General features: G+C 73.6%; 17 protein-coding genes and 3 pseudogenes. 13 read left to right on the plus strand and 7 right to left on the minus strand.

Annotation, left to right across the window (positions count from 1 at the left end; translation table 11 throughout):
- Nucleotides 1–481 precede the first annotated feature (481 nt).
- Both WA762_RS33570 and WA762_RS33575 read right to left on the minus strand, forming a co-directional pair.
- Nucleotides 482–2074 (minus strand): DUF5691 domain-containing protein, encoded by a 1593-nt coding sequence (locus WA762_RS33570; protein ID WP_335941259.1) that lies wholly within the window; start codon nt 2072–2074, stop codon nt 482–484.
- 446 nt (nt 2075–2520) lie between these two features.
- Nucleotides 2521–3930, minus strand: a pseudogene (locus WA762_RS33575) (SWIM zinc finger family protein); the annotation flags it as partial.
- A 134-nt stretch (nt 3931–4064) separates the two neighbouring features.
- Here WA762_RS33575 and WA762_RS33580 point away from each other — a divergent pair.
- The 6 genes and pseudogenes from WA762_RS33580 to sucD all read left to right on the plus strand — a co-directional run bounded on the left by WA762_RS33580 (nt 4065) and on the right by sucD (nt 12284).
- Complete coding sequence (locus WA762_RS33580; protein ID WP_335941261.1) at nt 4065–4538, plus strand: hypothetical protein; 474 nt, start codon at nt 4065–4067, stop codon at nt 4536–4538.
- A 128-nt stretch (nt 4539–4666) separates the two neighbouring features.
- Nucleotides 4667–5791, plus strand: coding sequence for an ATP-binding protein (locus tag WA762_RS33585; RefSeq protein ID WP_335941263.1), 1125 nt, complete (start codon nt 4667–4669; stop codon nt 5789–5791).
- Nucleotides 5788–8241 (plus strand): annotated as a pseudogene (locus WA762_RS35850) (DUF5682 family protein); the annotation flags it as partial. The gene WA762_RS33585 and the pseudogene WA762_RS35850, both read left to right, overlap by 4 nt.
- A 669-nt stretch (nt 8242–8910) precedes the next feature.
- Nucleotides 8911–9699, plus strand: coding sequence for a vWA domain-containing protein (locus WA762_RS35855; protein ID WP_443080746.1), 789 nt, complete (start codon nt 8911–8913; stop codon nt 9697–9699).
- A 494-nt stretch (nt 9700–10193) separates the two neighbouring features.
- A complete protein-coding gene (sucC, locus tag WA762_RS33595) occupies nt 10194–11378 on the plus strand; it encodes an ADP-forming succinate--CoA ligase subunit beta (protein WP_335941267.1) in 1185 nt (394 codons plus the stop codon).
- 21 nt (nt 11379–11399) lie between these two features.
- Nucleotides 11400–12284, plus strand: a complete 885-nt coding sequence (sucD, locus tag WA762_RS33600) for a succinate--CoA ligase subunit alpha (protein WP_335941269.1) — start codon at nt 11400–11402, stop codon at nt 12282–12284.
- 650 nt (nt 12285–12934) lie between these two features.
- Here the strand turns inward: sucD and WA762_RS33605 are convergent.
- A pseudogene (locus tag WA762_RS33605) lies at nt 12935–13549 on the minus strand (RNA polymerase sigma factor); the annotation flags it as partial.
- 116 nt (nt 13550–13665) lie between these two features.
- Between WA762_RS33605 and WA762_RS33610 the strand changes: the two are divergent.
- Nucleotides 13666–15852, plus strand: coding sequence for a cell division protein PerM (locus tag WA762_RS33610; RefSeq protein ID WP_443080745.1), 2187 nt, complete (start codon nt 13666–13668; stop codon nt 15850–15852).
- A 260-nt stretch (nt 15853–16112) separates the two neighbouring features.
- Here WA762_RS33610 and WA762_RS33615 read toward each other — a convergent pair whose 3' ends face one another.
- A complete protein-coding gene (locus tag WA762_RS33615) occupies nt 16113–17210 on the minus strand; it encodes a hypothetical protein (protein ID WP_335941271.1) in 1098 nt (365 codons plus the stop codon).
- Between the two features lie 345 nt (nt 17211–17555).
- Between WA762_RS33615 and purN the strand changes: the two genes are divergently transcribed.
- Together purN and purH are read left to right on the plus strand one after the other, a co-directional pair.
- Nucleotides 17556–18212, plus strand: coding sequence for a phosphoribosylglycinamide formyltransferase (purN, locus tag WA762_RS33620; protein WP_335941273.1), 657 nt, complete (start codon nt 17556–17558; stop codon nt 18210–18212).
- The gene (gene purH, locus WA762_RS33625) at nt 18199–19752 is read left to right on the plus strand and encodes a bifunctional phosphoribosylaminoimidazolecarboxamide formyltransferase/IMP cyclohydrolase (protein WP_335941275.1); all 1554 of its coding nucleotides are present in this window, start codon (nt 18199–18201) and stop codon (nt 19750–19752) included. Before purN ends, purH begins: the two co-directional genes overlap by 14 nt.
- Nucleotides 19753–19832: 80 nt before the next feature.
- Here purH and WA762_RS33630 read toward each other — a convergent pair whose 3' ends face one another.
- A complete protein-coding gene (locus WA762_RS33630; RefSeq protein WP_335941277.1) occupies nt 19833–20576 on the minus strand; it encodes an RDD family protein in 744 nt (247 codons plus the stop codon).
- A 228-nt stretch (nt 20577–20804) separates the two neighbouring features.
- On the opposite strand from WA762_RS33630, the gene WA762_RS33635 reads away from it, so the two are divergent.
- From WA762_RS33635 to WA762_RS33645, 3 genes are all read left to right on the plus strand, one after another.
- Complete coding sequence (locus WA762_RS33635) at nt 20805–21665, plus strand: bifunctional methylenetetrahydrofolate dehydrogenase/methenyltetrahydrofolate cyclohydrolase (RefSeq protein ID WP_335941278.1); 861 nt, start codon at nt 20805–20807, stop codon at nt 21663–21665.
- Nucleotides 21666–21695: 30 nt separating this feature from the next.
- On the plus strand, nt 21696–22361 hold the full coding sequence (locus WA762_RS33640) for a DUF3017 domain-containing protein (RefSeq protein WP_335941279.1): 666 nt from the start codon (nt 21696–21698) through the stop codon (nt 22359–22361).
- 670 nt (nt 22362–23031) lie between these two features.
- The gene (locus tag WA762_RS33645) at nt 23032–24021 is read left to right on the plus strand and encodes a malate dehydrogenase (RefSeq protein ID WP_335941281.1); all 990 of its coding nucleotides are present in this window, start codon (nt 23032–23034) and stop codon (nt 24019–24021) included.
- A gap of 309 nt (nt 24022–24330) precedes the next feature.
- Here WA762_RS33645 and WA762_RS33650 read toward each other — a convergent pair whose 3' ends face one another.
- Both WA762_RS33650 and WA762_RS33655 read right to left on the minus strand, forming a co-directional pair.
- Nucleotides 24331–25065, minus strand: coding sequence for an isocitrate lyase/PEP mutase family protein (locus tag WA762_RS33650; RefSeq protein WP_335941282.1), 735 nt, complete (start codon nt 25063–25065; stop codon nt 24331–24333).
- Between the two features lie 262 nt (nt 25066–25327).
- A complete protein-coding gene (locus WA762_RS33655; protein ID WP_335941284.1) occupies nt 25328–25840 on the minus strand; it encodes a carboxymuconolactone decarboxylase family protein in 513 nt (170 codons plus the stop codon).
- Between the two features lie 46 nt (nt 25841–25886).
- Here WA762_RS33655 and WA762_RS33660 point away from each other — a divergent pair.
- The coding region (locus tag WA762_RS33660) for an aminotransferase-like domain-containing protein (RefSeq protein ID WP_335941285.1) at nt 25887–26808 on the plus strand (922 nt) is incomplete at its 3' end.

A 26808-nucleotide genomic window follows, 5' to 3' on the forward strand; every position in this document is an offset into this window, starting at 1 on the left:
CCCCCCCCCCGCGGGGCGGCGGCGGGCCCCCCCCCCCCCCCCCGACCCGAGACCTCCTCGTGGAACGCGCCCCGGGCACATGCCACGGGAACGCGCCACGCCCCGGCGGGCGGACATGCCGTGCGCTCGGACTGGGCGCGCCCGGCGGATCTGCGGCACGCCCGATGGATCGGGGCAGCCGCCGGACCAGGACGGACAGGCGGGCGGCCGGGTCGGTCGGATCGGCTGAGACCGGACGGGCGGCCGGGCGGATCAGCTGGGGACGGACGGCTGGACGGATCAGCTGCGGACGGACGGACCGGGGACGGGCGGCCGGGCGGGCCGGGACAGGCGGGGCGGGACAGGCCGGACAACCCGGCTGCTCGGACCGGTCCTCGTCGGCCGAGTCGCCCGGCGGCCCGACCGGGCCGGGGCCGGGGGCGTTACGGTTCCACGCGCCCGTGCCGCCGGCCGCCGCCGGGCAGGGGTTCCGCAGATCCGGTCAGCCGGATATCAGCTCCGACTCCATCGCCGCGCGCAGCCGAAGCGTGGAGACCAGGCGTTGGAACGCCTCCGACCAGTAACCGTTGGCGCCGGGGGAGGTGTCCTCCGAATCGTCCTGCGGGGTGGTGAGAACCTCCAGCCGGTCCGCCTCGGCCGGGTTCAGGCAGCGTTCGGCCAGTCCCATCACACCGCTGAAGCTCCAGGGGTAACTGCCCGCGTCCCGGGCGATGTCCAGGGCGTCGACGACCGCGCGCCCGAGCGGCTCGGACCAGGGCGTCGGGCAGACCCCGAGCAGTTGGAACGCCTCCGACAGGCCGTGCGCGGCGATGAAGCCGGCCACCCAGTCGCCCCGCTCGGCCGCCGGAAGCACGGCGAGGAGCTTCGAGCGCTCGGCGAGCGACGCCGTGCCGGGGCCGTTCGACGGCGGGACGGACGGGGCGCCGAGCAGGGCGCGGGCCCACTCCGGATCCCGCTGACGCACCGTCGCCCGGCACCACGCCGCGTGCAGTTCCTCGGCCCAGCCGTCGGCGACCGGCAGAGCGACGATCTCCTGCGCGGCGCGCCCGCCGAACCGCGCCGACCAGGTGGACAGCGGGGTCGCCGCCACCAACTGCCCCAACCACCAGGACCGTTCGCCCCGCCCGGACGGCGGTGTCGCCACCACGCCGTCACGCTCCATCGCGGCGTCGCATTCGTGCGGGGCCTCCACGGCGACGGAGGCCGCGTCGCCCGCGATGTCCGGGCTCACGCAGGACAGCGCGCGGGCCGCCATCCGCCCGGCGAACGCCGACCCGGGCAGTGCGGACAGCAGTTCGGCGGCGGTCGAGCGGACGTTCCGGCTGCGGTCGGAGAGCGCCTTCTCCAGGAAGGGCTCGTCCGTCGGGGACAGGCCGGTCCGCAGGGAATCGAGGAACATCAGCCGGTCCTCGGCCCGTTCGGTGGCCCAGGTGGTGGCGAGCAGCGCGGGCGCCTCGGCCGGGGCGTTGGCCCGTACGGCCCCGAGCAGGGCGACCCGTTCGGCGAACAGCCCTTCTTCCCACAGCCGGGATATCGCGTCCCGGTCCGTGACGTCGGGCAGCGCCGAGCCGCTGGGCGAGCCGCGCAGCGCGAACCTCCACTCCGGGTTCAGCCCGGCCAGCCACAGGCCGCGCGGCCCGGCGAAGGCGAGCGCCTGCGGCCGCAGGTCGGTGCGGGACCTGGCCGCGTCCAGCAACTCCGGGAGCAGCGCGGCGGGGGCGCGGTAGCCGCACCGATTGGCGGTGGCCAGCCACTGCGGGATCAGCTCCGTGAGGTCGGGAGCCGTGCCCCGCCGCCCGCCCGAGCCGCCCGAGGCGGCCCGGTCCGCGAGGAGCTGGGCCAGTCTGCGCCGCGCGGCCGGGGGCAGCGGCGGCCGCGGATCGGCCGGTGACGGCTCCGGCAGGGCCGCCGCGGGGGCGGGCCGGAGCCCCGCCCGGCGTCGCACGGTGAGGAGCGCCGCGGCGTCCAGCAGCTCGGCCGGTCCGCCACCCGGCTCCGGGGGGCGGCGGTCGGTGCCGAGCATCGCCGATCTGACGAGCTCCTCCCATGACGCGGGTTTGGTGATGCGAGGCATTGGTCCCCCTCCGGACCTCGGATCGGATGTCAGATGAGCGGAACGATCTCCGGAGTCGTCCCGGAACGGGCCGCCCCGGAACGGGCCGTGCCGACAGGGCCGCAGGCGTCGTCGGCATCCGCTCCTCCGGCACGGCGGCGCCCCGGGCCGTCGACGCCGTCGCCGTCGCTGGCACTGGCACCGGCTTCGGTCCCGTCGCTGGCACTGGCACCGGCTTCGGTCCCGTCACCGGCACCGGCGTGGGCCCCGGCGGTCCGGGTCGCGCCCGGCGCTGCTCGTACACCCCCTTCCGCTTCCCCGCCCCTGGTCGCTTCCCCGCGCTCGGCCGTTCCCCCGTCCACGGTCCCGCCCCGGACCGCGGCTGTCCTCCTCTCCGGGATCGTCGCCGTGCCCGCTGCCCCTTCCGCGTACCCTTCGCCCTGCTCGTCCCCGTATGCCTTCATGGGCGCGGGCCAGGCCGCCAGCGGGTCGAAACCGCGGTGGCCGCATTCACCGAAGACGGTGACCGGGAGGCCGCCGGAGAGCGCGGCCAGCTTCCACAGCCCGGGCCGGGCCGGCGCCGACGGGGCGACGGGCAGGGCGCCCTCGCCCGCCGCGTCCACCAGCTGCCAGCCGTCCCCGGACGGCACGGGTATCACCGCGCGCAGCGTCGTCGGCCAGGCGTCCAGCCACGGGTCGTCCCGCAGGGCGTCGCCGTAGGCGCTGAGCGCGGCCGCCGTCGAGCCGCCCGGCGGCGGCGTTCCTCCCGGCGACGGGTCGCCGAAGCGCTGCCCCAACTCGACCCGCAGCCGGCCGCCGCCGGGATACGGCGTGACCTCGGCGTCGATCGTGGCGCCCACCGGTAGCGACGTGCCGGGCGCACGCCCGGCCGCCCCGAAGGAGAGCAGCAACGCCGTACGGCCCGAGCGCCTCCCGTACAGCCAGACGCGGCGCGTGACGATCCTGCCGTCCGGGGTGTCGTACTGGGCCAGGACCAGCCAGTGGTCCCGGACCGGAGGGCCGTCGGCCGGGGCGGTCAGCCCCACCCGCGTGCGGACCGTTGCCGCCAGCGGTTCCGGCAGCCGGTCGATCCCCAGCCACGCCCGGTCCAGCAGATGCAGCAGCGCGCACTCCTCCAGCAACCGCACCGGCCAGCCCGGCCCCGAGGCCGACAGGGCGCCCAACTCCCTTACTCGCGCGGCCAGGCCGGGAGCCTGGGCGTCGACCATGCGCGCGGCCGTCTCCTCCCACAACCCGTACCCCGGCTGATCGGCCGCCGCCAGGCCGCCCCGCAGCAAGTCCGCCAACCGCTGTTCCAGCTCCTGGGCGCCCCCGCTGATCCGCTCCGCCCGCCGTACAGCCCGCCGACGCGCCGCCTCCGGGTCAGCCGGTCCGGACGCCGGGGCGCCGGACGCCGGGGCGCCGCCCACTCCGCCCATCCCCGCCGTACTCTTCCCCTCCGCGTCCTTCCCTGCCGCGCCCTTCTCCTCCGCCGCTCTCCCGCGACGCCCCGTCAGCCATTCCTCCGCCCAGTCGGGCGGCTCGCCCGCTGCCAGGGCCCGTTCACCGGCGGCCCAGACCAGCAGCAGGCCCAGGGCGTGCTCGCACGGCGACCTCCGGCCGGGGCAACCGCACCGGTACGCCGGGCCGGTGGTGTCGACGACCGTTCGATACGGATCGCTTCCGCTTCCCGCGCACAGCCCCCACACCGCACCCGAACCGTCGTACCCACCGCCCGACCACGCCCCGGCCGCGCCGAGCCCGCTCCCCGCCTCGCACGACGCCTCGTCAGGAGCGAGCGCCAGGACCTGCTCCACCGTCCAGCGCACCGCCGGGGCGGCCGTGCGCGGGTGTTCTCCCCCGTGAGATAGCAGCATGGGAACGACGGTAGAGCCTCCCACTGACAATCAGCCTGACCTGCGATTTCGGTGCCGGACGCACCACTTGACTTTGCTTTCCCCTCACGGTTCGCTGCGGACTCCGAATCGCCTGTACCCAGGGGGGAACAAGGATGAGCAGCACCACCCGTACCGCCGGCATCGCCGGTAACACCCGTAGCTCCCGCGGTGTTCGCACCGCCCTCTGCGCCGCCGTCGTGCTCGGGCTCGGTCTCGGCCTCGGGGCCTGCTCCCAGACCGTCGAGAAGGCGGACAGAGCGGTGGACGAAGCCGTGGACAAGGCGGTCGACGAGACCTACGAGGTCACCTACGAGGTGACCGGCAGCGGAGTCGACGAGATCCAGTTCCACGCGGGCGGGGGCAAGGCCATGGACCCGGAGATCGAGACGGTCGAGTCGCCCCGGCTGCCATGGCGGAAGACCGTCACGCTCCGCGGGATCATGCCGCCCGCCGTGATGCCGATCGCCGTGGGCGGGGCCGACGTCGCCTGCTCGATCACGTACAAGGGCAAGGTGATCAAGGAGGCCGAGGGCGAGGGGCTCGTCACGGCGGGCGGTTGCGTCGCGGTCTCGCCGGTGGCCGGCTGAACGTTCCGTCAACAGCGGTCGTATCGCCCCCTTATCGGCCCCGAACCGCTCCTGACCTGCGGTCGGGGCCGATTGTCAGTGCCGTGGTGCACGGTGGTAGCACGTCCGGTCGATCTGGAGGGGGATCCATGACCGTGCCCGAGACCACCACCGGCGCCACCACCACCGTGGGAGCGCAGGCGCTGCGGCCACACGCCGAGGACGCCTTCGCCGACGAACTCAAGGCGCTGGCCGCGGCCGACGACCGCCCGCGGCCCGCCCGCTGGCGGCTGTCCCCGTGGGCCGTCGCCACCTATCTGCTGGGCGGCGTCCTGCCCGACGGCACGGTGATCACCCCCAAGTACGTCGGCCCGCGCCGGCTCGTCGAAGTCGCCGTGTCCACCCTCGCCACCGACCGGGCCCTGCTGCTCCTCGGCGTGCCCGGCACCGCCAAGACCTGGGTCTCCGAGCATCTCGCGGCCGCCGTCAGCGGCGACTCCACACTGCTCGTCCAGGGCACGGCGGGCACTCCGGAGGAAGCCGTCCGCTACGGGTGGAACTACGCCCGGCTCCTCGCGCACGGCCCCAGCTCGGGCGCGCTGGTGCCGAGCCCGCTCATGCGCGCCATGTCCGAGGGCCTGACCGCCCGGATCGAGGAGCTCACCCGCATCCCCGCCGACGTGCAGGACTCGCTGATCACGATCCTCTCGGAGAAGACCCTCCCCATCCCCGAACTCGGGCAGGAGGTCCAGGCGGTCCGCGGCTTCAACGTCATCGCCACGGCCAACGACCGCGACCGCGGGGTCAACGAGTTGTCCAGCGCCCTGCGCCGCCGCTTCAACACGGTCGTGCTGCCGCTGCCGGCCACACCCGAGGCGGAAGTCGACATCGTGTCCCGGCGCGTCGACCAGATAGGGCGCTCGCTCGACCTGCCGACCGAGCCCGACGGCCTCGCCGAGATCCGACGTGTCGTCACCGTCTTCCGCGAACTGCGGGACGGAGTCACGACCGACGGCCGGACCAAGCTCAAGTCGCCCTCGGGGACGCTGTCGACGGCCGAGGCGATCTCCGTCGTCACCAACGGACTGGCGCTGGCGGCGCACTTCGGCGACGGAGTGCTGCGCCCCGGGGACGTGGCGGCGGGCATCCTCGGCGCGGTCGTCCGGGACCCCGCGACCGACCGGGTGGTCTGGCAGGAGTACCTGGAGACGGTGGTGCGGGAACGGGACGGGTGGAAGGACTTCTACCGCGCGTGCCGCGAGGTGTCCGCATGACCGGGGTCCCGGGCCCCGGCGGGCCCCTGCTGCTGGGAGTGCGCCACCACGGTCCGGGCTCCGCGCGCGCCGTCCGCGCGGCCCTGGCCGCCGCCCGCCCGCACGCCGTGCTGATCGAGGGCCCGCCGGAAGGGGACGTACTGCTTCCGCTGGCCGCCGACGAGCGGATGCGGCCGCCGGTCGCGCTGCTCGCCCATGCCGTCGACGACCCGGGGCAGGCGGCGTTCTGGCCGCTGGCCGCGTTCTCGCCCGAATGGGTCGCGATCCGCTGGGCGCTGACGCACGACGTGCCGGTCCGTTTCATCGACCTCCCCGCCGCGAACTCGCTGGCCCTCACCCGCGCGGCGGAGCGGCGGGCCACCGGCCACGAGGAGGAACGGCCGTCCGCCGACGGCGAGGAGGAGCACGCGTACGGAGGACCGGCCGGGAGCAGGAGCGGTGGACCGGCCGTGGGCGGGAGCGGCGGACCGGCCGGAACGGGAAGCGGAGACGAGGACGGGGGAGGGGCCGGGCCGGGGGCGGACGGCGCGGCCGCAGCAGTCCCGGTCGACCCCGTCGCGGTACTGGCCGGGACGGCGGGTTACGACGACCCGGAGCGCTGGTGGGAGGACGTCGTCGAACACCGCGCCCGGCACGGCGACGCCGACCCCCTGGCCCCCTTCGCCGTGCTCGCGGAGGCGATGACGGCCCTCCGCGAGGTGTACGGGGACGGCGGCCACCCCCGCGACGCCGTCCGCGAGGCGTACATGCGCACACAACTGCGCAAGGCCGGGAAGGAGTTCGGGGACGACATCGCGGTCGTCTGCGGAGCCTGGCACGTTCCCGCGCTCGCGGCGGGGACCACGGTCGCCGCCGACCGGGCCCTGCTCAGGGGGCTGCCCAAGGTCAAGACCGAGCTGACCTGGGTGCCCTGGTCGCACCGCCGGCTCGCCCGGCACAGCGGATACGGGGCGGGCATCGACTCGCCCGGCTGGTACGGACACCTCTTCGACGCCGCCGACCGCCCGATCGAGCGGTGGATGACCAAGGTCGCCGGACTCCTCCGCGACGAGGACCGGTTCGTGTCGTCCGCCCATGTCATCGAGGCCGTCCGGCTCGCCGGAACCCTCGCCTCCCTGCGCGGCCGCCCGCTCGCCGGACTGAGCGAGACGACGGACGCGATCCGGGCCGTGATGTGCGACGGCTCCGACGTCCCGCTCGTCCTGGTGCGGGACCGGCTGGTCGTCGGGGAGACGCTCGGGGAGGTCCCCGACACCGCCCCCGCCGTACCGCTGCAACGCGACCTCGCCCGGCAGCAGCGCACCCTCCGCCTCAAACCGGACCCGGCCGAGCGCGAGTTGGAGCTCGACCTGCGCAAGGACACCGACGCAGCCCGCAGCCGGCTGCTGCACCGGCTGCGACTCCTCGCCGTCGACTGGGGCCTGCCCACGGCCGGCCGGGCGAGCACCGGCACCTTCCGCGAGAGCTGGCGGCTGCGCTGGGAGCCCGAGCTGTACGTACACGTCGCCGAGGCCGGGACCTGGGGGACCACCGTGCTCTCCGCGGCGACCGCCAAGGCCCGGTCGCAGGCGGTCTCGGCCACCGCGCTCGACCGGATCACCGAGCTCGCCGAGCACTGCCTGCTCGCCGGACTGCCGGACGCGCTGCCCGTGGTGATGCGGGCCCTCGCCGACCGCGCCGCGCTCGACGCCGACGTCGGCCGCCTCGCCGACGCCCTGCCCGCGCTGGCCCGCACCCTGCGCTACGGCGACGTGCGGGCCACGGACACCCGGGCGCTCGTCGAGGTCGCCACCGGGCTGGCGGAGCGCGTCTGCGTCGGCCTGCCCTCCGCGTGCACCGGACTCGACGCCGACGGCGCCGCCGCGATGCACCGCAGAGTGGACGGAGTCCACGGCGCGATCGGGCTGCTCCGAGGAGCCGTGCCCGAGAACGCCGACGGCCACGACGGTCTGCGCGAGCGCTGGACCGCCGTACTGCACCGCCTCGCCGCCCGGGGCGCCGTCGCGGGCGTCGTCCGGGGCCGCGCGGCCCGCCTGCTGCTCGACGGGGGACGGATCGCGGAGGACGACGCGGCCCGGCTGATGGGCCTGGCCCTCTCTCCCGGCACGCCGCCCGCCGACGCGGCCGCCTGGATCGAGGGCTTCATCGGCGGCGCGGGCGGCGGAATGCTCCTCGTCCACGACGAGCGGCTGCTGCCCCTGGTCGACGCCTGGCTCACCGGCGTGCCCGCCGACGCCTTCGTCGACGTGCTGCCCCTGCTGCGCCGCACCTTCTCCGCCTACGAGGCCGGGGTACGGCGCACCCTGGGCGAGCTCGTACGACGCGGTCCGGGCGCGGGCGGCCCGTCGGCCGGCCCCTCCGGCACCGGGGCGACGGCCCCCGGCTTCGGCCACGGACTCGACACGGCACGGGCCGACGCGGTGGAGCCGGTGCTGCGCCTCCTGCTCGGCACGGCGTACGACGCGGCCTCGCACCCGCGCACCAGGACAGGCGCCGACGGCGATTCGGACGCGGACGCGGGCGAGGGTGCGGCCAAGGGCGCAGGTACGGACAAGGGCGGGGACACGGGTACGGCTACGGCTACGGGTACGGACGAGGGGGCGGGCACGGACGGGGAACCGGGCCCGCCTCGCCCGGCCGGCACCCCGCCGCACCCGGACCCCACCGCGCCGTACCCGGACCCGGCCCCCACCGCGCCGCACCCGGCGGGCCCCGCGGCCCGGTCGGTTCAGGACGCCCGCCCCGGCGTGGCGGACGACGAGCGGCTGCGCCGATGGCGGCTGGTCCTGGGCGGGGACGGTGAGGAGGGCACCGGTCGCGGCCTCACCGGCCGCGACGCCGCGATGGACGGTGCGCTGACCGCGCTGTACGGCGCGGGCGCCAAGCCGGGAGGCCGGAACGGAAACGGCCGCTCGGCAGGGCTCGGGGCCTCCGCCCCGTCCGTGGCCCGCTGGCTCGGCGACATCCGCACGTACTTCCCCGGCTCCGTCGTCCAAGTCATGCAGCGCGACGCCATCGACCGGCTCGGGCTCTCCACGCTGCTCCTCGAACCGGAGATGCTCCAGGCCGTCGAGCCGGACGTCCATCTCGTCGGAACGCTGCTCTCGCTCAGCAAGGCCATGCCCGAGACGACGAAGGAGACCGCGCGAGAGGTCGTCCGCAAGGTCGTCGACGACCTGGAGAAGCGGTTCGCCACCCGCACCCGGGCCACCCTCTCCGGCGCCCTGGACCGCGCGGCGAGGACCGACCGCCCCCGCCACCGCGACATCGACTGGAACCGCACCGTCCGGGCCAACCTCAAGAACTACCTGCCCGAGCACGGCACGGTCGTCCCGGAGCGGCTCATCGGCTACCGGCGGGCCGCCCGGTCCGTGAAGAAGGACGTCATCCTCTGCATCGACCAGTCCGGATCGATGGCCTCCTCCGTGGTCCACGCGTCCGTCTTCGGCGCGGTGCTCGCCTCCATGAGCACGCTGCGCACCAGACTCGTCGTCTTCGACACGGCCGTCGTCGACCTCACCGACCAGCTCGACGACCCCGTCGACGTGCTCTTCGGCACCCAGCTGGGCGGCGGCACCGACATCAACCGCGCGCTCGCCCACTGCCAGACGAGGATCACCCGGCCAGCCGACACCGTCGTCGTGCTCATCAGCGACCTCTACGAGGGCGGCATACGCGACGAGATGCTGAAGCGGGTCGCCGCGATGACGGCGTCGGGCGTGCGGTTCGTGACCCTGCTGGCCCTGTCCGACGAGGGCGCGCCCGCCTATGACCACGACCACGCGGCGGCCCTGGGCGCCCTGGGGACACCGGCGTTCGCCTGCACCCCGGACCTCTTCCCCGAGGTGATGGCGGCCGCGATCGAGGGGAGACCCGTCCCCGTGCCGGACCAGGAGGCTCCACGCTGACCCCGCGCCTCCCGACGCCACGAGGACCGAGCACCGTCGAGGACGGCGCGCGTCGAGGACGGCGTGCGGCGAGGACAGCGCCCCGCAGGGATGGGGCCCGCGAGGACGGCACGCCGTGGACACGGCGCCCCGCGGGGTTCGCGTGCCGAGTGGATCGAGTGCCATCAGGACATTGCCGTGAGGATGGCGCGCCGCGGGAACGAGTGCCGCGGGGTTCGCGGGCCGAGTGGATCGGGCGTCGACGACCAGTCCGGCCGGGAGCGGGCCGGCGCCGGTCGAGGCCGCCCGCCGGGTCTGTGACCGTAATCACCGCTCAGGTGTGATCTGCGATTTAGGGTCACGCGGAACGCGGGGATAACCTGCGAGATGGACATGCCGCGTACAGGGGGTCACCCTGTGCGCCTCCCTCGTGACAGAGCAGTCGCATTTGCCCCTCGCGGCACGCCCACGCAGAAATCGAACCGCGAGACCATTTGATTAAGGGACGGACGCGCGTGGACCTGTTCGAGTACCAGGCGAGGGACCTCTTCGCCAAGCACGGTGTACCGGTGCTGGCCGGTGAAGTCATCGACACGCCTGAGGCGGCCCGCGAGGCGACCGAGCGGCTGGGCGGTAAGTCGGTTGTCAAGGCGCAGGTGAAGGTCGGCGGTCGCGGCAAGGCCGGCGGCGTCAAGCTGGCCGCCACCCCGGACGAGGCGGTCGCCCGCGCGACCGACATCCTCGGCATGGACATCAAGGGCCACACGGTCCACAAGGTGATGATCGCCGAGACCGCGCCCGAGATCGCCGAGGAGTACTACGTCTCGTACCTCCTCGACCGCACCAACCGCACCTTCCTGGCCATGGCCTCGGTGCAGGGCGGCATGGACATCGAGGAGGTCGCGGAGAAGACCCCCGAGGCCCTCGCGAAGGTCCCGGTCGACTCCAACACCGGTGTCACCATCGAGAAGGCCCGCGAGATCGTCGCCCAGGCGAAGTTCCCGGCCGAGGTCGCCGAGAAGGTCGCCGAGGTCCTGGTGACCCTGTGGAAGACCTTCGTCGCCGAGGACGCCCTCCTCGTCGAGGTCAACCCGCTCGCCAAGGTCGCCTCCGGCGACGTCCTGGCGCTGGACGGCAAGGTCTCGCTCGACGACAACGCCGACTTCCGGCAGCCCGAGCACGAGGCGCTGGAGGACAAGGCCGCGGCCAACCCGCTGGAGGCCGCCGCCAAGGCCAAGAACCTCAACTACGTCAAGCTCGACGGCGAGGTCGGCATCATCGGCAACGGCGCGGGTCTGGTCATGTCGACCCTGGACGTCGTCGCGTACGCCGGTGAGAAGCACGGCAACGTGAAGCCCGCCAACTTCCTCGACATCGGTGGCGGCGCCTCCGCCGAGGTCATGGCGAACGGCCTGGAGATCATCCTCGGCGACCCGGACGTCAAGTCCGTCTTCGTCAACGTCTTCGGTGGCATCACCGCCTGCGACGAGGTCGCCAACGGCATCGTCCAGGCGCTCGAACTGCTCAAGTCCAAGGGCGAGGAAGTCACCAAGCCGCTGGTCGTGCGCCTCGACGGCAACAACGCGGAGCTGGGTCGCAAGATCCTCTCCGACGCCAACCACCCGCTCGTGCAGCGCGTGGACACCATGGACGGCGCGGCCGACAAGGCCGCCGAGCTCGCCGCGGCTGCTGCGAAGTAAGGGACGAGGGACTCCAACACCATGGCAATCTTCCTCACCAAGGACAGCAAGGTCATCGTCCAGGGGATGACCGGCGCCACCGGCATGAAGCACACCAAGCTCATGCTCGGTGACGGCACCAACATCGTCGGCGGTGTGAACCCGCGCAAGGCCGGCACGACCGTCGACTTCGACGGCACCGAGGTACCCGTGTTCGGGACCGTCGCCGAGGCCATGGAGAAGACCGGCGCGAACGTGTCGGTGCTCTTCGTGCCGCCGGCCTTCGCCAAGGCCGCCGTCGTCGAGGCGATCGACGCCGAGATCCCGCTCGCCGTCGTGATCACCGAGGGCATCGCCGTCCACGACTCCGCCGCCTTCTGGGCGTACGCGAGCTCGAAGGGCAACAAGACCCGGATCATCGGCCCGAACTGCCCCGGTCTGATCACCCCCGGCCAGTCCAACGCCGGCATCATCCCGGGCGACATCACCAAGCCCGGCCGCATCGGTCTCGTGTCCAAGTCCGGCACGCTGACCTACCAGATGATGTACGAGCTGCGCGACATCGGCTTCTCCTCCGCCGTCGGCATCGGTGGCGACCCGGTCATCGGCACCACGCACATCGACGCCCTCGCCGCGTTCGAGGCCGACCCCGACACCGACCTGATCGTGATGATCGGTGAGATCGGCGGCGACGCCGAGGAGCGTGCGGCCGACTTCATCAAGGCCAACGTCACCAAGCCGGTCGTCGGTTACGTCGCGGGCTTCACCGCCCCCGAGGGCAAGACCATGGGCCACGCCGGCGCCATCGTGTCCGGTTCCTCCGGCACCGCGCAGGCGAAGAAGGAGGCCCTGGAGGCCGCCGGCGTCAAGGTCGGCAAGACGCCGACCGAGACCGCCAAGCTGGCGCGCGAGATCCTCGGCGCCTGACCGTCGTCTCCGAGGCGGCGGCGCGACGGTCACGCGGCCCGCGGCCCGCAGTGACGCGGCACCGCACAGACGGCGCGGGCCCGTACCCCTGGACTGGGGTACGGGCCCGCGCCGTTCGCGTCCCGCGTTGCGTCCCGCGTCGTTCGTCAGGCGGACGAGCGCGGCGGGCGGGCCCAGCCGGCTCGGGGGGCCAGCCGGGCGGTCCCCCGCACGAGCCCGTCCCCAGGCCGTGCCACCGGCTGCTTTCCCGGATGTGTCACAGGTTGTCTCCCCGGCTTCGGCTGCGGCGGGTCCGGCCGCTGCGGGTGGCCGGGCAGCGGCTCCTCCTCGACCTGGTGGTCCGGGTTCTCCGGGTGCCCGTGCCCGTCCGGGCCCGTCACCAGGGAAAACAGCGTCAGCCCGACCAGCAGCGCCGTGGAGGAGAAGACCGCCCTGGTCCACCGCCGGGCCCGGCGCTCGCTGCCGGTACGGATCGCCTCGGGCGAGGGGAGCGCGGCGAAGGGATCGACCCGCCCCCGCCGCGCGACCCCGTACCACGGCGGCACATGCAGTCCCGGCACACCCTGGACCGGCGCATCCCGTCCCGGCGCACCCTGGACCGGCACATCCCGTCCCGGCCCGTCCCGCATCGGCGCCTTCCGCCCCGGCGCGGCCTGGGCCGGGACCTCCGGCGTCGGCGCACTTCGCGCGAGCATGCCGATCCGCTCGCGCAGGAGCGCCGACCGTTCGACGGGCGACGACGGCAGCGCCAGCTCGGGCAGCCGCTCGGCGAGCGCGGCACGCGCGTTCATCAGCCTGTTCGCCGTCGCCCGAGTGCTGGCCTCCGTCTCCGCCGCGGTCTCCGGCAGACCCAGCCCGACGCCGTCGTGGAGCAGCAGGGTGCGACGGTACGGCGGCGGCAGTTCGAGCAGCGCGTCGAGCAGTGCCCGTGCACCCGGTTCGGCGGGCGGCGGGTCGAAGGCGCGGTGCGCACGGCGCAGCCGGTGCCACGGCGACAGCGCGTACTCGTACGCCGCCGCCCGCACCCAGCCCGCCGGGTCAGGGTCCACCGCGACCTCGGGCCAGCGTTCCCAGGCCAGTGCGAAGGCGCGGGCGACGGCTTCCCGGGAGAGCCCGCGACGCCCGGTCAGCAGAAACGTCTGGTGGAACAGCGAGGGCGCGCAGCGCGCGTACAGGGCGTCGAAGGCTCCGGTGGCCGCCCCGGATTCCTGGCCCCCGGCTCCCTCGGCCGGACTCCGCTTCATGAACGGTCCCCGAGGAGGCCGTGCCGGTCCTCGAAGGAGCCAAGTCGAGCAATTGAGCACATAAACATATATTGAGCGACACAACGGCCGTTCTCCCGTTACACGGAATAAGCGCGTGTCGTTGGCAGCATGATGACGTGACCCAAGTGACTGGAGGCAGCCCGCCGTTGTCGGCGGAACAGGCCGCGGGGCAGGCCGAGAGGCGAACCGCGGGACATTCGGGGAGACCGGCGGCGCGGGACGGCCGACGTGCGGCGGGACGGGCCGCGGAGCGGAGCCGTACCGCCGCTCTGGCCTTCACCTTTCTGCGCGGAGGGCTCGCGGCCGGGCTGGGACTGGCCGCGTTCACCGTGCTCGTCATGGTGCTGTGGGTCAGCTCCCCGGCCCCCGACGACGGCCCGGCCGGGGCCCTTCACACGGCGGCGTCGATCTGGCTGCTCGCCCATGGCGCCGAGCTGATCAGGACCGACACGCTCAGCGGGGTCCCCGCTCCGATCGGCCTCGTGCCGCTGCTGCTCACCGCGTTGCCGGTGTGTCTGGTGCACCGCGCGGCCCGGGACGCCGTGGAGGTCGACGAGGGACCCGCGGCGCCTTCGGCGATGGGCGCGCTCGGCCTGGTCACGGGCGGATACGCGGTGGTGGGGGCGGCTGTCGCGCTCTACGCGCAGAGCGGTTCGCCGTCCGCGCGCGGGGGCTCGCTGCTCTTCCCCGCGTGCGCGGTGGTCGCGGGCGCGGCGGCTTCCGGCGTCTGGACGGCGTGCGGACGCCCGATCGGCCCGCTGCCGTCCTGGGCGCCGGTGCGGATACGCGTGGCGGTGGCGCGCTCCCGGTACGAGGAACGCGTCGACACGATGTGCCGCGCGGCCGTGGCGGGGATCGCAGCGCTGCTGGGCGGCGGGGCGCTGCTCGTCGCGGTGTCGATGCTCTGGCACGCGCAGTCGGCTCAGCAGTCGTTCACCCAGCTCTCGGGGAACTGGTCAGGCCGGGTCTCGGTGCTGCTGCTCGCGGCCGCCCTGGTGCCGAACGCGGCGGTGTGGGGCGCGGCGTACGGGCTGGGCCCGGGGTTCGCGCTCGGCACGGGGGCCACGGTGACCCCGCTGGCCTTCTCGGGGCACCCGGCGCGGCCGGTCTTCCCGCTGCTCGCGGCGGTGCCGGACCCCGGCACGGGGACGGTGCTCAACTGGGCGACCGGGGCGGTGCCGGTCACCGCCGGGGTGGTGGTCGCCTGGTTCACGGTACGGCGGGCCGTGCCCGTACCCGCCGGGAGGGATACGCGCGCGGGCAGAGAAGAACCCGCGGGCAGAGAAGAACCCGCGGGCAGAGAAGAACCCGCGGGCAGAGAAGAACCCGCGGGCAGAGAAGAACCCGCGAGCAGGGAAGAACCCGCGGGCAGGAAGGCGCCTGCTGGGGGGAAGCCGCTCACCGGAGGTGAGGCCGGGCCGGAGTCCGGGCGGCGGGGGAACGGCGAGGGAGACGCGCGGCGGCAGGCGTGGGGAGTGCGGGAGACCGCGCTCACGGCCGTGCTCGCGGCGCTGGGGTGCGGCCTGGGCACGGCGGTGCTGGCCGGGGCGGCGGGTGGACCGCTCGGTACCCGCGCGCTCACGGCGTTCGGCCCGGTGTGGTGGCTGACGGGCGCGGCGGCCGCGGCGTGGACGGCGGGGATCGGCGTCCCCGGGGCGTTGCTGCTACGGGCCTGGCGGCTGCACCGGAGCAGGAGCGAGCGTGCCCGAAGGCGACAGGACCCGGCCGCGCCCCGGGCGACGGGCGGGACGGCCCTGGCGGCGGGGACGGCCGGGACGGCAGGGGCGGCAGGGGCGGAAAGGGAGGCAGAGGCGAAAGCGGCAGCAGAAGCGGCAGTGGCTGTGGGGGCCGCCGGGCCTGCTGAGGCCATGGGGGAGGCCGCCGTTCAGGACGCCGCCTTCGGGGCACCGGCCGCGTCGGCGCCAGTGAGGAACAAGCGGGCGGAACGGAAACAGCGGGCGAAGGAACGCGCGGAGGAGAAGCGCGCCGAGCGGCTGCGCGGGGCGGACGAACGTGCGGCGCGGAAGCGCCGGAAGAAGGAGCGTTCGGAGGGGGCGGAGGAGGAGAAGCCAGGTACGGAGACGTCGAAGCGGTCGAAGAAGCCGAAGAAGCCGCGCTGGGGGAAGCGGGCCGCGGGCGCCGACGCCCAGGAGCCGATGGCTCACGGGACCGTGTACGACGCCGCGATGGACGTCGGCGCGATGGGCGTCGGCAGCGGGCACGACGCGGGCTCGGAGCCGTACGACTTCCTGCCGGCCGACCCCTGGCACGAGAGACGCGCGAGGCACGAGCGGCACGAGTGACATGAGAGATCGGCTGACATGAGAGAACGGCCCGGCGTACGGGAGACGCCGGGCCGTGGGAAGACGTGTGAACGTGTGAAGCAGAACCGCAGGGGAGACGCGCGGAGAGGAGCGGCGGGGGAGCGGAGGAGAGGCCCGCAAGGCCGGACGGCGAGGCCGCTCGGATCAGCCCTTCATCCCTGCCGGCCCACCAGCCTGCCAGTTCAGCAGCCCTTCACCCTGTCCCCCCTTCACCCCTCCACGCCTCACCCCTCCACCTCTCACTCCTTCACGCCGAAGAGGGGCTCCAGCGGCTTCGGCAGCAGGTCGTTGCAGGCCAGCTGGCCGGACTTGGTCAGGGCGTCGTTCACGCAGGTGTAGTAGTCGCGGTAGACCAGCTGGACCGTGTACGTCGTCGCCACGATCGAGAGCGCGAGCAGCGCCGTCACCAGACCGCTGATCGCGGCCGTGGTCTGCTGCCTGCCGTAGCCCGTGACGGGGCCGCCGGCCGTGGCCCCGGGGGCCGGAGCGCGCCCGGTACCGGGTCCCTGGAGCGGGCCGCCGGCCGACGCGCCGGGAGCCGTGGCCGAGCCGGTCGCACCGGCGGCACCCGGGGCGGAGGCGGTGGAGGCGGCGGCTTCCCTGGGCTTCGCCCGGAGCGCGCTGATCGACCAGTACACGGCCAGCGCGCCCAGCAGCAGGGCGATCTCCGGGAACTCGAAGAGCGCGAAGAAGAACGCCCACATGCCGGCGAGCAGTGCGTAGCGTGCGCGCCGCTGGGCCGGATCGGTCGGGTCCCAGCGCAGACCGCCGGGGGTGCCGCCCTCGGAACCGCCCTGGCCGCCCGGCCCGCCGGGACGGCCGCCGAAGCCGCCGCTCTGCCGGCCGGGCTGACGGGGACTCCACTGACCGCCCGGGGCCGGCCGGTCGCCGGGGCCGCCGCCCTCGGACGAACCGTCGCCCTCGCCCCGGCCTCCGTTCCCCTGGCCCCCGTTCCCCCGGCCGTCGTCGGCGTTCGAGACGTGACGGGGCTGCCAGGGCTGGTCGGGGCGGTCCTCGGGCGGCGCGGCGAACGGATTGTCGTCAGCGGACCCGGAGGTCCGGGCCGCACCTGACGACCCGGCGGAACCGGACGGACCAGACGCACCGGACGCACCGAAGGAGCCGGCCGCCCCGACCGGTCCCGCGGCCCCCAGAGAGGCCGAGGAGACCGACGAGGACGAGGAGACCGACGAGGACGAGGAGGCCGACGAGGACGAGGAAGACGGCGAGGACTCCGCTGAGGACCGGTCCTCCCGCAGCAACGGCGAGGCCGCCCCAGCCAACGGAAGCGGCTGCGGCGAGTGGTGGAAGGCGGTGCGGCGGCGTCGGTCCGTCATGTGGTGAACGTCTTCCCCATCTCGTCATTTCCGCCCTGCGGGCGGATCCTGTCCCCTGACGCTACCTCCCGGCCAGGAGGGGCCGAAAGCGGGGAGTGGCCGCGGCCGGGCGGGCCGTCCGCGCTCTCCGGCCCCTTCCGCATCGCCCGGTGGCCGATATGCGATGGATGCGCGGTCCCTCACCCCGTCCCGAGGGGGGCGGGGCGTCTGCCGGTATCGTTGCTGACGGTCGGCTCGTTCGTAGAGTTCCCCGTATCAAGGGGCACGATTCTTTCGTACGACCATACAAATACAGCGCCGCCTGCTTCATGTCGCCTGCTTCATCACGCGAGAAAGGGCCCAGCCGTGGCCTCCCCGTCCACCTCCGCCGCCCCGGCCCGCCTGGTCGTGCTGGTCTCCGGTTCCGGAACGAATCTTCAAGCCCTGCTCGACGCCATCGGTGACGACCCCGAGGGGTTCGGGGCGCGGATCGTCGCGGTCGGCGCCGACCGCTACGGCATCGCCGGCCTGGAGCGGGCGGAGCGTGCCGGGCTGCCGACCTTCGTGTGCCGGGTCAAGGACCACGCCACCCGCGAGGAGTGGGACGCGGCGCTCGCCGCGGCGACGGCCGAGCACGACCCGGACCTCGTGGTCTCGGCGGGATTCATGAAGATCGTGGGCAAGGAGTTCCTCGCCCGGTTCGGCGGCCGGTTCATCAACACCCACCCCGCCCTGCTCCCCAGCTTTCCCGGTGCCCATGGGGTGCGTGACGCGCTCGCGTACGGCGTGAAGGTCACCGGGTGCACCGTCCACTTCGTCGACGACGGTGTCGACACCGGTCCGATCATCGCGCAGGGCGTGGTCGAGGTGACCGAAGAGGACACGGCGGAGGGCGAAGCGGCCCTCCATGAACGCATCAAGAGAGTCGAGCGCAAGCTGCTCGTCGAGGCCGTACGGCGGCTCGCCCGCGACGGCTTCCGCATTGAGGGACGAAAGGTTCATCTCGGTCATGTCGGTGAATAAGCCCATCCGTCGCGCCCTGGTCAGTGTCTACGACAAGACGGGGCTCGAAGACCTCGCCCGCGGCCTGCACGAGGCGGGTGTCGAGCTCGTCTCCACCGGCTCCACCGCCGGGCGGATCGCCGCGGCCGGGGTGCCGGTCACCAAGGTCGAGGAGCTCACCGGCTTCCCCGAGTGCCTCGACGGCCGCGTCAAGACGCTGCACCCGCGCGTCCACGCCGGCATCCTCGCGGACCTGCGCCTGGACGCCCACCGCGAGCAGCTCGCCGAGCTGGGCGTGGAGCCGTTCGACCTGGTGGTCGTGAACCTCTACCCGTTCAAGGAGACCGTCGCCTCCGGCGCGTCCGCCGACGAGTGCGTGGAGCAGATCGACATCGGCGGCCCGTCCATGGTCCGCGCCGCCGCCAAGAACCACCCGTCCGTGGCCGTCGTCACGAGCCCGGAGCGGTACGCCGACGTCCTCGCCGCGGTGCGGGCGGGCGGCTTCGACCTGGCCGCCCGCAAGCGGCTGGCCGCCGAGGCGTTCCAGCACACCGCCGCCTACGACGTGGCCGTGGCCTCCTGGTTCGCCGCCGACTACGCCGCCGCCGACGACTCGGGCTTCCCGGACTTCTTCGGCACGACGTACGCGCGCGAGAACGTCCTGCGGTACGGCGAGAACCCGCACCAGCCCGCCGCGCTCTACACCTCCGGCTCCGGCGGCCTGGCCGAGGCGGAGCAGCTGCACGGCAAGGAGATGTCGTACAACAACTACACGGACACCGACGCCGCGCGCCGGGCCGCGTACGACCACGCCGAGCCGTGCGTCGCGATCATCAAGCACGCCAACCCGTGCGGCATCGCGATCGGCGACGACGTCGCCGAGGCGCACCGCAAGGCGCACGCCTGCGACCCGCTGTCGGCCTTCGGCGGGGTCATCGCCGTCAACCGTCCGGTGACCGTCGCCCTGGCCGAGCAGGTCGCGGAGATCTTCACCGAGGTCATCGTCGCCCCGGCGTACGAGGACGGCGCGGTCGAGGTGCTGGCCCGCAAGAAGAACATCCGGGTGCTGCGCTGCCCCGACGCCCCGACCGCCCCGGTCGAGGTCAAGCCGATCGACGGCGGCGCGCTGCTCCAGGTCGCCGACCGCCTCCAGGCCGAGGGCGACGACCCTGCCAACTGGACCCTGGCGACCGGCGAGGCGCTCTCCGAGGACGAGCTGAAGGAGCTCGCCTTCGCGTGGAAGGCGTGCCGCGCGGTCAAGTCCAACGCGATCCTGCTCGCCAAGGACGGCGCCTCGGTCGGCGTCGGCATGGGGCAGGTCAACCGCGTCGACTCCGCGAAGCTGGCCGTCGAGCGGGCGGGCGAGGAGCGGGCGCGGGGCTCGTACGCGGCCTCCGACGCGTTCTTCCCGTTCCCCGACGGGCTGGAGATCCTGACCGCCGCCGGGGTCAAGGCCGTGGCCCAGCCGGGCGGTTCGGTCCGTGACGAGCTGGTCGTCGAGGCGGCGAAGAAGGCCGGCGTGACGATGTACTTCACGGGCACGCGCCACTTCTTCCACTGAGCGTTGTCGCGCACCTGAACGCGAAGGGCCGGAACTCCGTGAGGAGTTCCGGCCCTTCGCGTATGACGTCGGAAAAACCGTCAGCTCTTCTTGATCACCAGCGTGCCGGCGGCACGGTCGTGCCAGCCCTGCAGCTTGCCGGAGTTGTCGAAGAACGGCGACAGGTAGACGAGGACGGCGCCGATGTAGCAGAGGAACGCGCCGACGATCGGGATGATGTAGCGGATGAATCCGGCGCCGAGCCCCGGGTTCTGACCGGTGCTCTCCTTGATCACCTTGAGGCCGAGCGCCATCTTGCCGAGGGTCGCGCCGACCAGGGAGATCATCAGCCACTCGTAGAGCAGCGTGATCAGGCCGAGGATCAGGAGCATGCTGAACATGGTGGCGACGAAGCCGGCGCTCGCGTCGTTGATGCAGGCGTCGTAGCCGGGGGTCCCGTAGGTGCAGTCCTCGGTGCTCTTCGCGAGGCCCATGGCACCGGCGATGCCGATCGCGCTGATGATGCCGTACAGCACGCCGATGGCCAGGCCGTCGATCAGACGCGCGCCGAGGCGGAGCCCCATCGTGGCGATCTTGACCGTGCCCAGGCCGGGCACGTTGATGAGGCCGTTGTTGGCCTGGATCGTGCCCGGGGCCGGGGGCTGCTGCGGGTAGCCGTAACCGGGCTGGCCCTGCGGCGCCTGGCCGGGCTGCTGCGGGTACCCGTATCCGGGCTGACCCTGCTGGGGAGCGCCGCCCTGCTGCGGGTAGCCGTAGCCCGGCTGTTCCTGGGGCGGCTGACCGGGCTGCTGCCCGTAGGGGTTGTTCGGGTCGCCGAAGCTCATCTGGGGACTTCCTCCAACGTGCAAATGGGGACGATGCGGCCGCACGGAGGAAAGATGAAGCCTGTGGTCCGCCCCCCGGTACTACTGCGGCACAGCTCAATAATCGTTATAAGCAAAATGTAAGTTTGTCCAGTCGCGACTGGTGGATGTTGCTCAAGCGAGACATGGCGACGGCTCCCGGACACCCGGAATTGGTATGTGGGCAGGGTCATCCGCGAGTATGGGGACATGACTGCCCAGATTCTCGATGGCAAGGCCACCGCAGCCGCGATCAAGTCCGATCTGACCGTCCGCGTGGCGGCCCTCAAGGAGCGGGGCATCAACCCTGGCCTGGGAACCCTGCTCGTCGGTGACGACCCGGGCAGCCGGTGGTACGTGAACGGCAAGCACCGCGACTGCGCCGAGGTCGGCATCGGTTCCATCCAGCGCGAACTCCCCGACACCGCCACTCAGGAGGAGATCGAGGACGTCGTCCGGGAGCTCAACGCCGACCCCGACTGCACGGGGTACATCGTGCAACTGCCCCTGCCCAAGGGGATCGACACCAACCGCGTCCTGGAGCTGATGGACCCCACCAAGGACGCCGACGGCCTCCACCCGATGAACCTGGGCCGGCTCGTGCTCAACGAGACGGCCCCGCTGCCCTGCACCCCGCAGGGCGTCGTCCAGCTGCTCCGCCACCACGGCGTGGAGATCAAAGGGGCGAACGTCGTGGTCGTGGGCCGTGGCGTCACCATCGGCCGCCCGATGCCGCTGCTGCTGACCCGCAGGTCCGAGAACGCCACCGTCACCCAGTGCCACACCGGTACGCGTGACCTCTCGGCGCACCTCAAGCAGGCCGACATCATCGTCGCCGCCGCCGGGGTGCCGCACATCATCAAGCCCGAGGACGTGAAGCCGGGCGCGGCCGTGCTCGACGTCGGCGTCAGCCGGGACGAGAACGGCAAGATCATCGGCGATGTCCACCCGGGCGTGGCCGAGGTCGCCGCCTGGATCTCCCCGAACCCGGGCGGCGTCGGCCCGATGACCCGCGCCCAGCTGCTCGTCAACGTGGTCGAGGCGGCCGAGCGCGCCGCGTCCGCCGTCTGACCCGGCGGATCCGAATCCGGAAGGAACCCCATGGGTGCTGGTAGGAGCCCGGCCCGCCCGGCCGCCGAGGCGGACGCCGCCACGGCGGACGAGGGCGCGTCGGGCCGGGCCGCGTCGAACGAGGACGCGTCCGGCGACGGCGCGGCGAGCGCGGCCGCTCCGGGCGAGGGCGCGTCGAACGACGCCGCTCCCGGCGACGGCGCGTCCGGCGAGGCGGCCGCTTCGGGTGGGGGCGCGGCCGCCGAGGCCGCTGCTCCGGGTGGGGACGCGTCCGGCGAGGGCGGTGACGCGGGGTCCGGCTCGTCGCGGAGGCCCCCCCTGTTCACCCGGGACACCGCGCGTCCCGAGGGCGGCGGTCGCGCCGCGCCCGGGGACGCGCCCGCCCCGGCCCGGCAGTGGCCGCTGCTCGCGGTGCTCTGCGTGGCCGGCCTCGGGCTGCTGATCGTGGCCGTCGACCCGTTCGCCGAGGCGTTCCGGGTCGGCACGATCCTGATCGGCGCGGCTCTCCTCGGCGGCGCGGCGCTGCGGCTCGTGGTGCCGTCGGTCGGCATGCTGGCGGTCCGTTCCCGCTTCACCGACCTGGTGACGTACGGACTTCTCGGCTTCCTCATCGTGATGCTCGCGCTGGTGGCGCAGCCCAAGCCGTGGCTGGACATCCCTTTCCTGGAGGACGCGGTCCACTTCACGATCCGCTGAGGACGGACGCTCCCACTCGTCCGTGCCGCACTCGTCCGTGCCGCACCCGTCCATGGCGAACTCGTCCGTGGCGAACTCGTCCGTGCCGCACTCGTTCGCGGCGCGACACCCGCGCAAGGGGGTGTCCGTCCCCTCCCCCGAGTAGGGACGGACACCCGAGGGCGGGGGAGGGTCACCGGAACGCATGCGTTCCGCGGTGTGGCGACTTGACCGGCCTTGCCCCCGTCCTGGTCTCAGCCTCCTCGACGGCGGAGAGCCGTTCAAGGAAACCCTGTGGCCTGTGGCACGGAAGTGACCATTCCGCCATGGTGTGATCGCTGCGCAACGGTGCCGGTCCCGTTCGCTACGACGCTGGACCGGGTCGCGCGCCGGGACGTATGCGTGTGCATGACACGCGTGTGTGTCCTGGCGTGCGCGTATGCGTACGCACACGCACATGCGACCGACTCCGCGCCCGTCGCGCGGCCCCGGCTTCCCACCCGCCGCACGGGCCCGGGTCCGTGCCCCTGCGGCCCCGGCTTCGCAACCGCCACGCGGACCGGGGGTCGACCGGCCGGGAGGTTTCGGGTCGGATAGCCTGAACGCTGGATATCTCTTCACGTCAAGATTCAGGGATGTCCGCCGCCAGGGGCCAGGAACCCCCACCGCCAGCTGTCTAACGGAGATCGCCATGACCCGCACTCCCGTGAATGTCACCGTGACCGGCGCAGCCGGCCAGATCGGCTACGCGCTGCTCTTCCGCATCGCCTCCGGCCACCTGCTCGGCCCGGACGTGCCGGTCAACCTGCGTCTCCTGGAGATCCCGCAGGGCCTGAAGGCCGCCGAGGGCACCGCGATGGAGCTCGACGACTGCGCCTTCCCGCTGCTTCGCGGCATCGAGATCACCGACGACGCCAACAAGGCGTTCGACGGCGCCAACGTCGCCCTGCTGGTGGGCGCCCGCCCGCGCACCAAGGGCATGGAGCGCGGTGACCTGCTCTCCGCCAACGGCGGCATCTTCAAGCCGCAGGGCAAGGCGATCAACGACCACGCCGCGGACGACATCAAGGTCCTCGTGGTCGGCAACCCGGCCAACACCAACGCGCTCATCGCGCAGGCCGCCGCCCCGGACGTACCGGCCGAGCGCTTCACCGCGATGACCCGCCTCGACCACAACCGGGCGATCTCGCAGCTGGCCGCCAAGACCGGCGCCGCCGTCTCCGAGATCAAGAAGCTGACGATCTGGGGCAACCACTCGGCGACCCAGTACCCGGACATCTTCCACGCGGAGATCGCCGGCAAGAACGCCGCCGAGGTCGTCAACGACCAGGCGTGGCTGGCCGACACCTTCATCCCGACCGTCGCCAAGCGCGGCGCCGCGATCATCGAGGCCCGTGGCGCGTCCTCGGCCGCCTCCGCCGCCAACGCCGCCATCGACCACGTCCACACCTGGGTCAACGGCACCGCCGCCGGTGACTGGACCTCCATGGGTGTCCCGTCGGACGGCTCCTATGGCGTGCCGGAGGGCCTCATCTCGTCCTTCCCCGTCACCACGAAGGACGGCAAGTACGAGATCGTCCAGGGCCTGGACATCAACGAGTTCTCCCGCACCCGCATCGACGCGTCGGTGCAGGAGCTCAGCGAGGAGCGCGACGCGGTTCGCGAGCTCGGCCTGATCTGATCCGGTCCGATCTGGTCCGACCCGACCTCCACTCGACCTGGCTCACCCGACCCGGTCCGGTCTGATCCGACCCGGTCCGATCGGTTCCGGTCCGGGACGTACGTCTTCACGCGTTCACGCGCGTACACCCGCCCCCGGCGGCACCGCACTCGTGGTGCCACCGGGGGCGGTGCCGTACGGTGCCGTACCCGCCTCGCCGAGCGGGGCGTTCGCCGTCGCGGCGCCGGCCGGGCGCGTCGCGGTTGCCGGTCGTACGCGTCACCGGACAGACGGCCTGGGGTTCGGGCGGCCCGGCGCCTTCGCGGATGGTCAGCCCTTGAGCAGTTCGTCGGCGAAGCCGCGTACGGCGGCCATGGCCCGGCGTTGCAGCCCGGGGCCGAACGTGATCCGGGTGGCGCCCAGTTCGCCCAGTCGGCGCGGCGACGGTCCGTCGGGCAGGGCGAGGGCGTTGAGCGGGCCCGGGACGGCGGCGGCCAGCCGGGGCAGGGCCTCGGGCGGGGCCAGGATCGGGTAGACGCAGTCCGCGCCCGCCGCCACGTACAGCAGGGCACGGCGGATCGTCTCCGCCTCCGGGTCCACGCCCTCGGGAACGCCGACGGCGTAGGCGTCGACGCGGGCGTTGACGAAGAGCCGGTCACCCGCGGCGGCCCGTACCTCCGCCAGCCGGTCCGCCTGTCGCTGGGCGTCGACGAGGGCGCCGCCGACCGAGTCCTCCAGGTTGCAGCCGACGGCGCCGGTCTCCAGGACGCGTTCCACCAGCTCTTCGGCCGCCAGCCCGTAGCCCGCCTCGACGTCCGCCGAGACGGGCACCGTCGCCGGGACGGCGCGCACGATCCGCGCCACGGCGGCGAACATCTCGTCGGCGGGCGTCGCCCCGTCCTCGTGACCGAGCGAGGCGGCCACCCCGGCGCTGGGCGTGGCGAGCGCCGGGAAACCCGCCTCGACGAAGACCCGGGCGCTCGCCGCGTCCCACGGCCCCGGGAGGATCAGCGGATCATCGGGGGCGCGGTCGAGGTGCAGGGCGCGAAACGCTGACACGATCATCGTGGAACTCCTGGTGAGGGTCCGGGCGCACGGAGGGCGTGCACGAGCGTGCGAAGGCGTACAGAGTGGCGTACGGAACGGCTCCGGCGGGCGCGGCGCGCGGGCGCACGAGGCGTGCACCGGACCCGTCGCCCGGGATGGCCCCGGAGCCGTGTGCCCGGGAGGGACCCGCGCCCGAATCCCCGGGATGGCTCCGGAGCCGTGCATCCGGGATGGATCCGCGCCCGTGCGCCCGCGAAGGCCCCGCGCCCGAACCCCCGGCTCAGCGCGTGTGGTCACCCGGCTGGTAGTGGCCGGGAACCATGCGGGTGGTCACGGCGAACCGGTTCCACGCGTTGATCGTCGTGATCGCGGCGACCAGATGGGCGAGCTCCGCCTCGTCGAAGTGCTTGGCCGCGTTCTCCCACACCTCGTCCGGCACGAAGCCGTCGGTGAGCACGGTGACCGCCTCGGTCAGCTCGATGGCCGCGATCTCCTTGGGCGTGTAGAAGTGCTTCGACTCCTCCCAGGCGCTGAGCTGGACGATCCGCTGGACGGACTCGCCCGCCGCGAGGGCGTCCTTGGTGTGCATGTCCAGGCAGAACGCGCAGTGGTTCAGCTGCGACGCGCGGATCTTCACCAGCTCCCCGATGACCGGGTCGAGCCCCCTGCGGGACGCGGCGTCCAGCCGGACCATGGCCTTGTAGACATCGGGCGCCAGTTCGGCCCAGGACGTACGCGGGGTGTGCTCGGGGCTGAGTTCGGTGGCCGCGTGGCTGTGTTCGTTCGTCGTCATGAGAACGACGCTACGGGAAGATGGCGCAAGGATATGGTCCATTCCCATGACTGATTCATGGGCCACTTTCGGAGCCGACCTCCACCTGGAGACGAAGGGCTCCGGGGGGCTGCGGGCCGGGCTCATGGACGCCCTGCGCGAGGCCGTGCGCACGGGCAGGCTGAGCCCTGGTACCCGGCTGCCCTCGTCCCGGAGTCTGGCCGCCGATCTCGGCATCGCCCGTAACACCGTCGCCGACGCGTACGCGGAGCTGGTCGCCGAGGGGTGGCTCACCGCCCGGCAGGGATCGGGCACCCGGGTTGCGCCCCGGGCCCAGCCGCGCCGGGCGGCCGGGCGGGCGGCGCCGCTGCGCCCGGCGCGACCCCGACCCGCCTACGACCTGATGCCCGGCTCGCCGGACGTCTCCACCTTCCCGCGCGCCGACTGGCTCAAGGCCTCCCGGCGCGCCCTGACCGCCGCGCCCAACGACGCGTTCGGGTACGGGGATCCGCGCGGCCGCCTCGAACTGCGCACCGCGCTCGCCGGCTATCTGGCCCGCGCCCGGGGCGTGTACGCGGACCCGGAACGGATCGTGATCTGCGCCGGTTTCGTCCAGGCGCTCAAGCTGATGGGGGAGGTGCTGCACAGACGCCGGGTACGGGAGGCGGCCGTCGAGTCGTACGGACTGGACGTGCACTGGCGGCTGCTGACGGACGCCGGACTGCGCCTGCCCTGCCTGCCGGTGGACGGGTCCGGGGCCAGGACCGGCGACCTGGCCGGGATGCGGGGCGTGGGGGCCGTGCTGCTGACGCCGGCCCACCAGTTCCCGACGGGCGCGCCGCTCCACCCCGACCGCCGGGCCGAGGTGGTCGACTGGGCTCGCCGTACGGGCGGGCTGGTCCTGGAGGACGACTACGACGGCGAGTTCCGTTACGACAGGCAGCCGGTGGGAGCCCTGCAAGGACTCGATCCGGAGCGCGTGGTGCACC

The sequence above is a fragment of the Streptomyces tyrfis genome, assembly GCF_037034285.1.
Classification (GTDB): domain Bacteria; phylum Actinomycetota; class Actinomycetes; order Streptomycetales; family Streptomycetaceae; genus Streptomyces.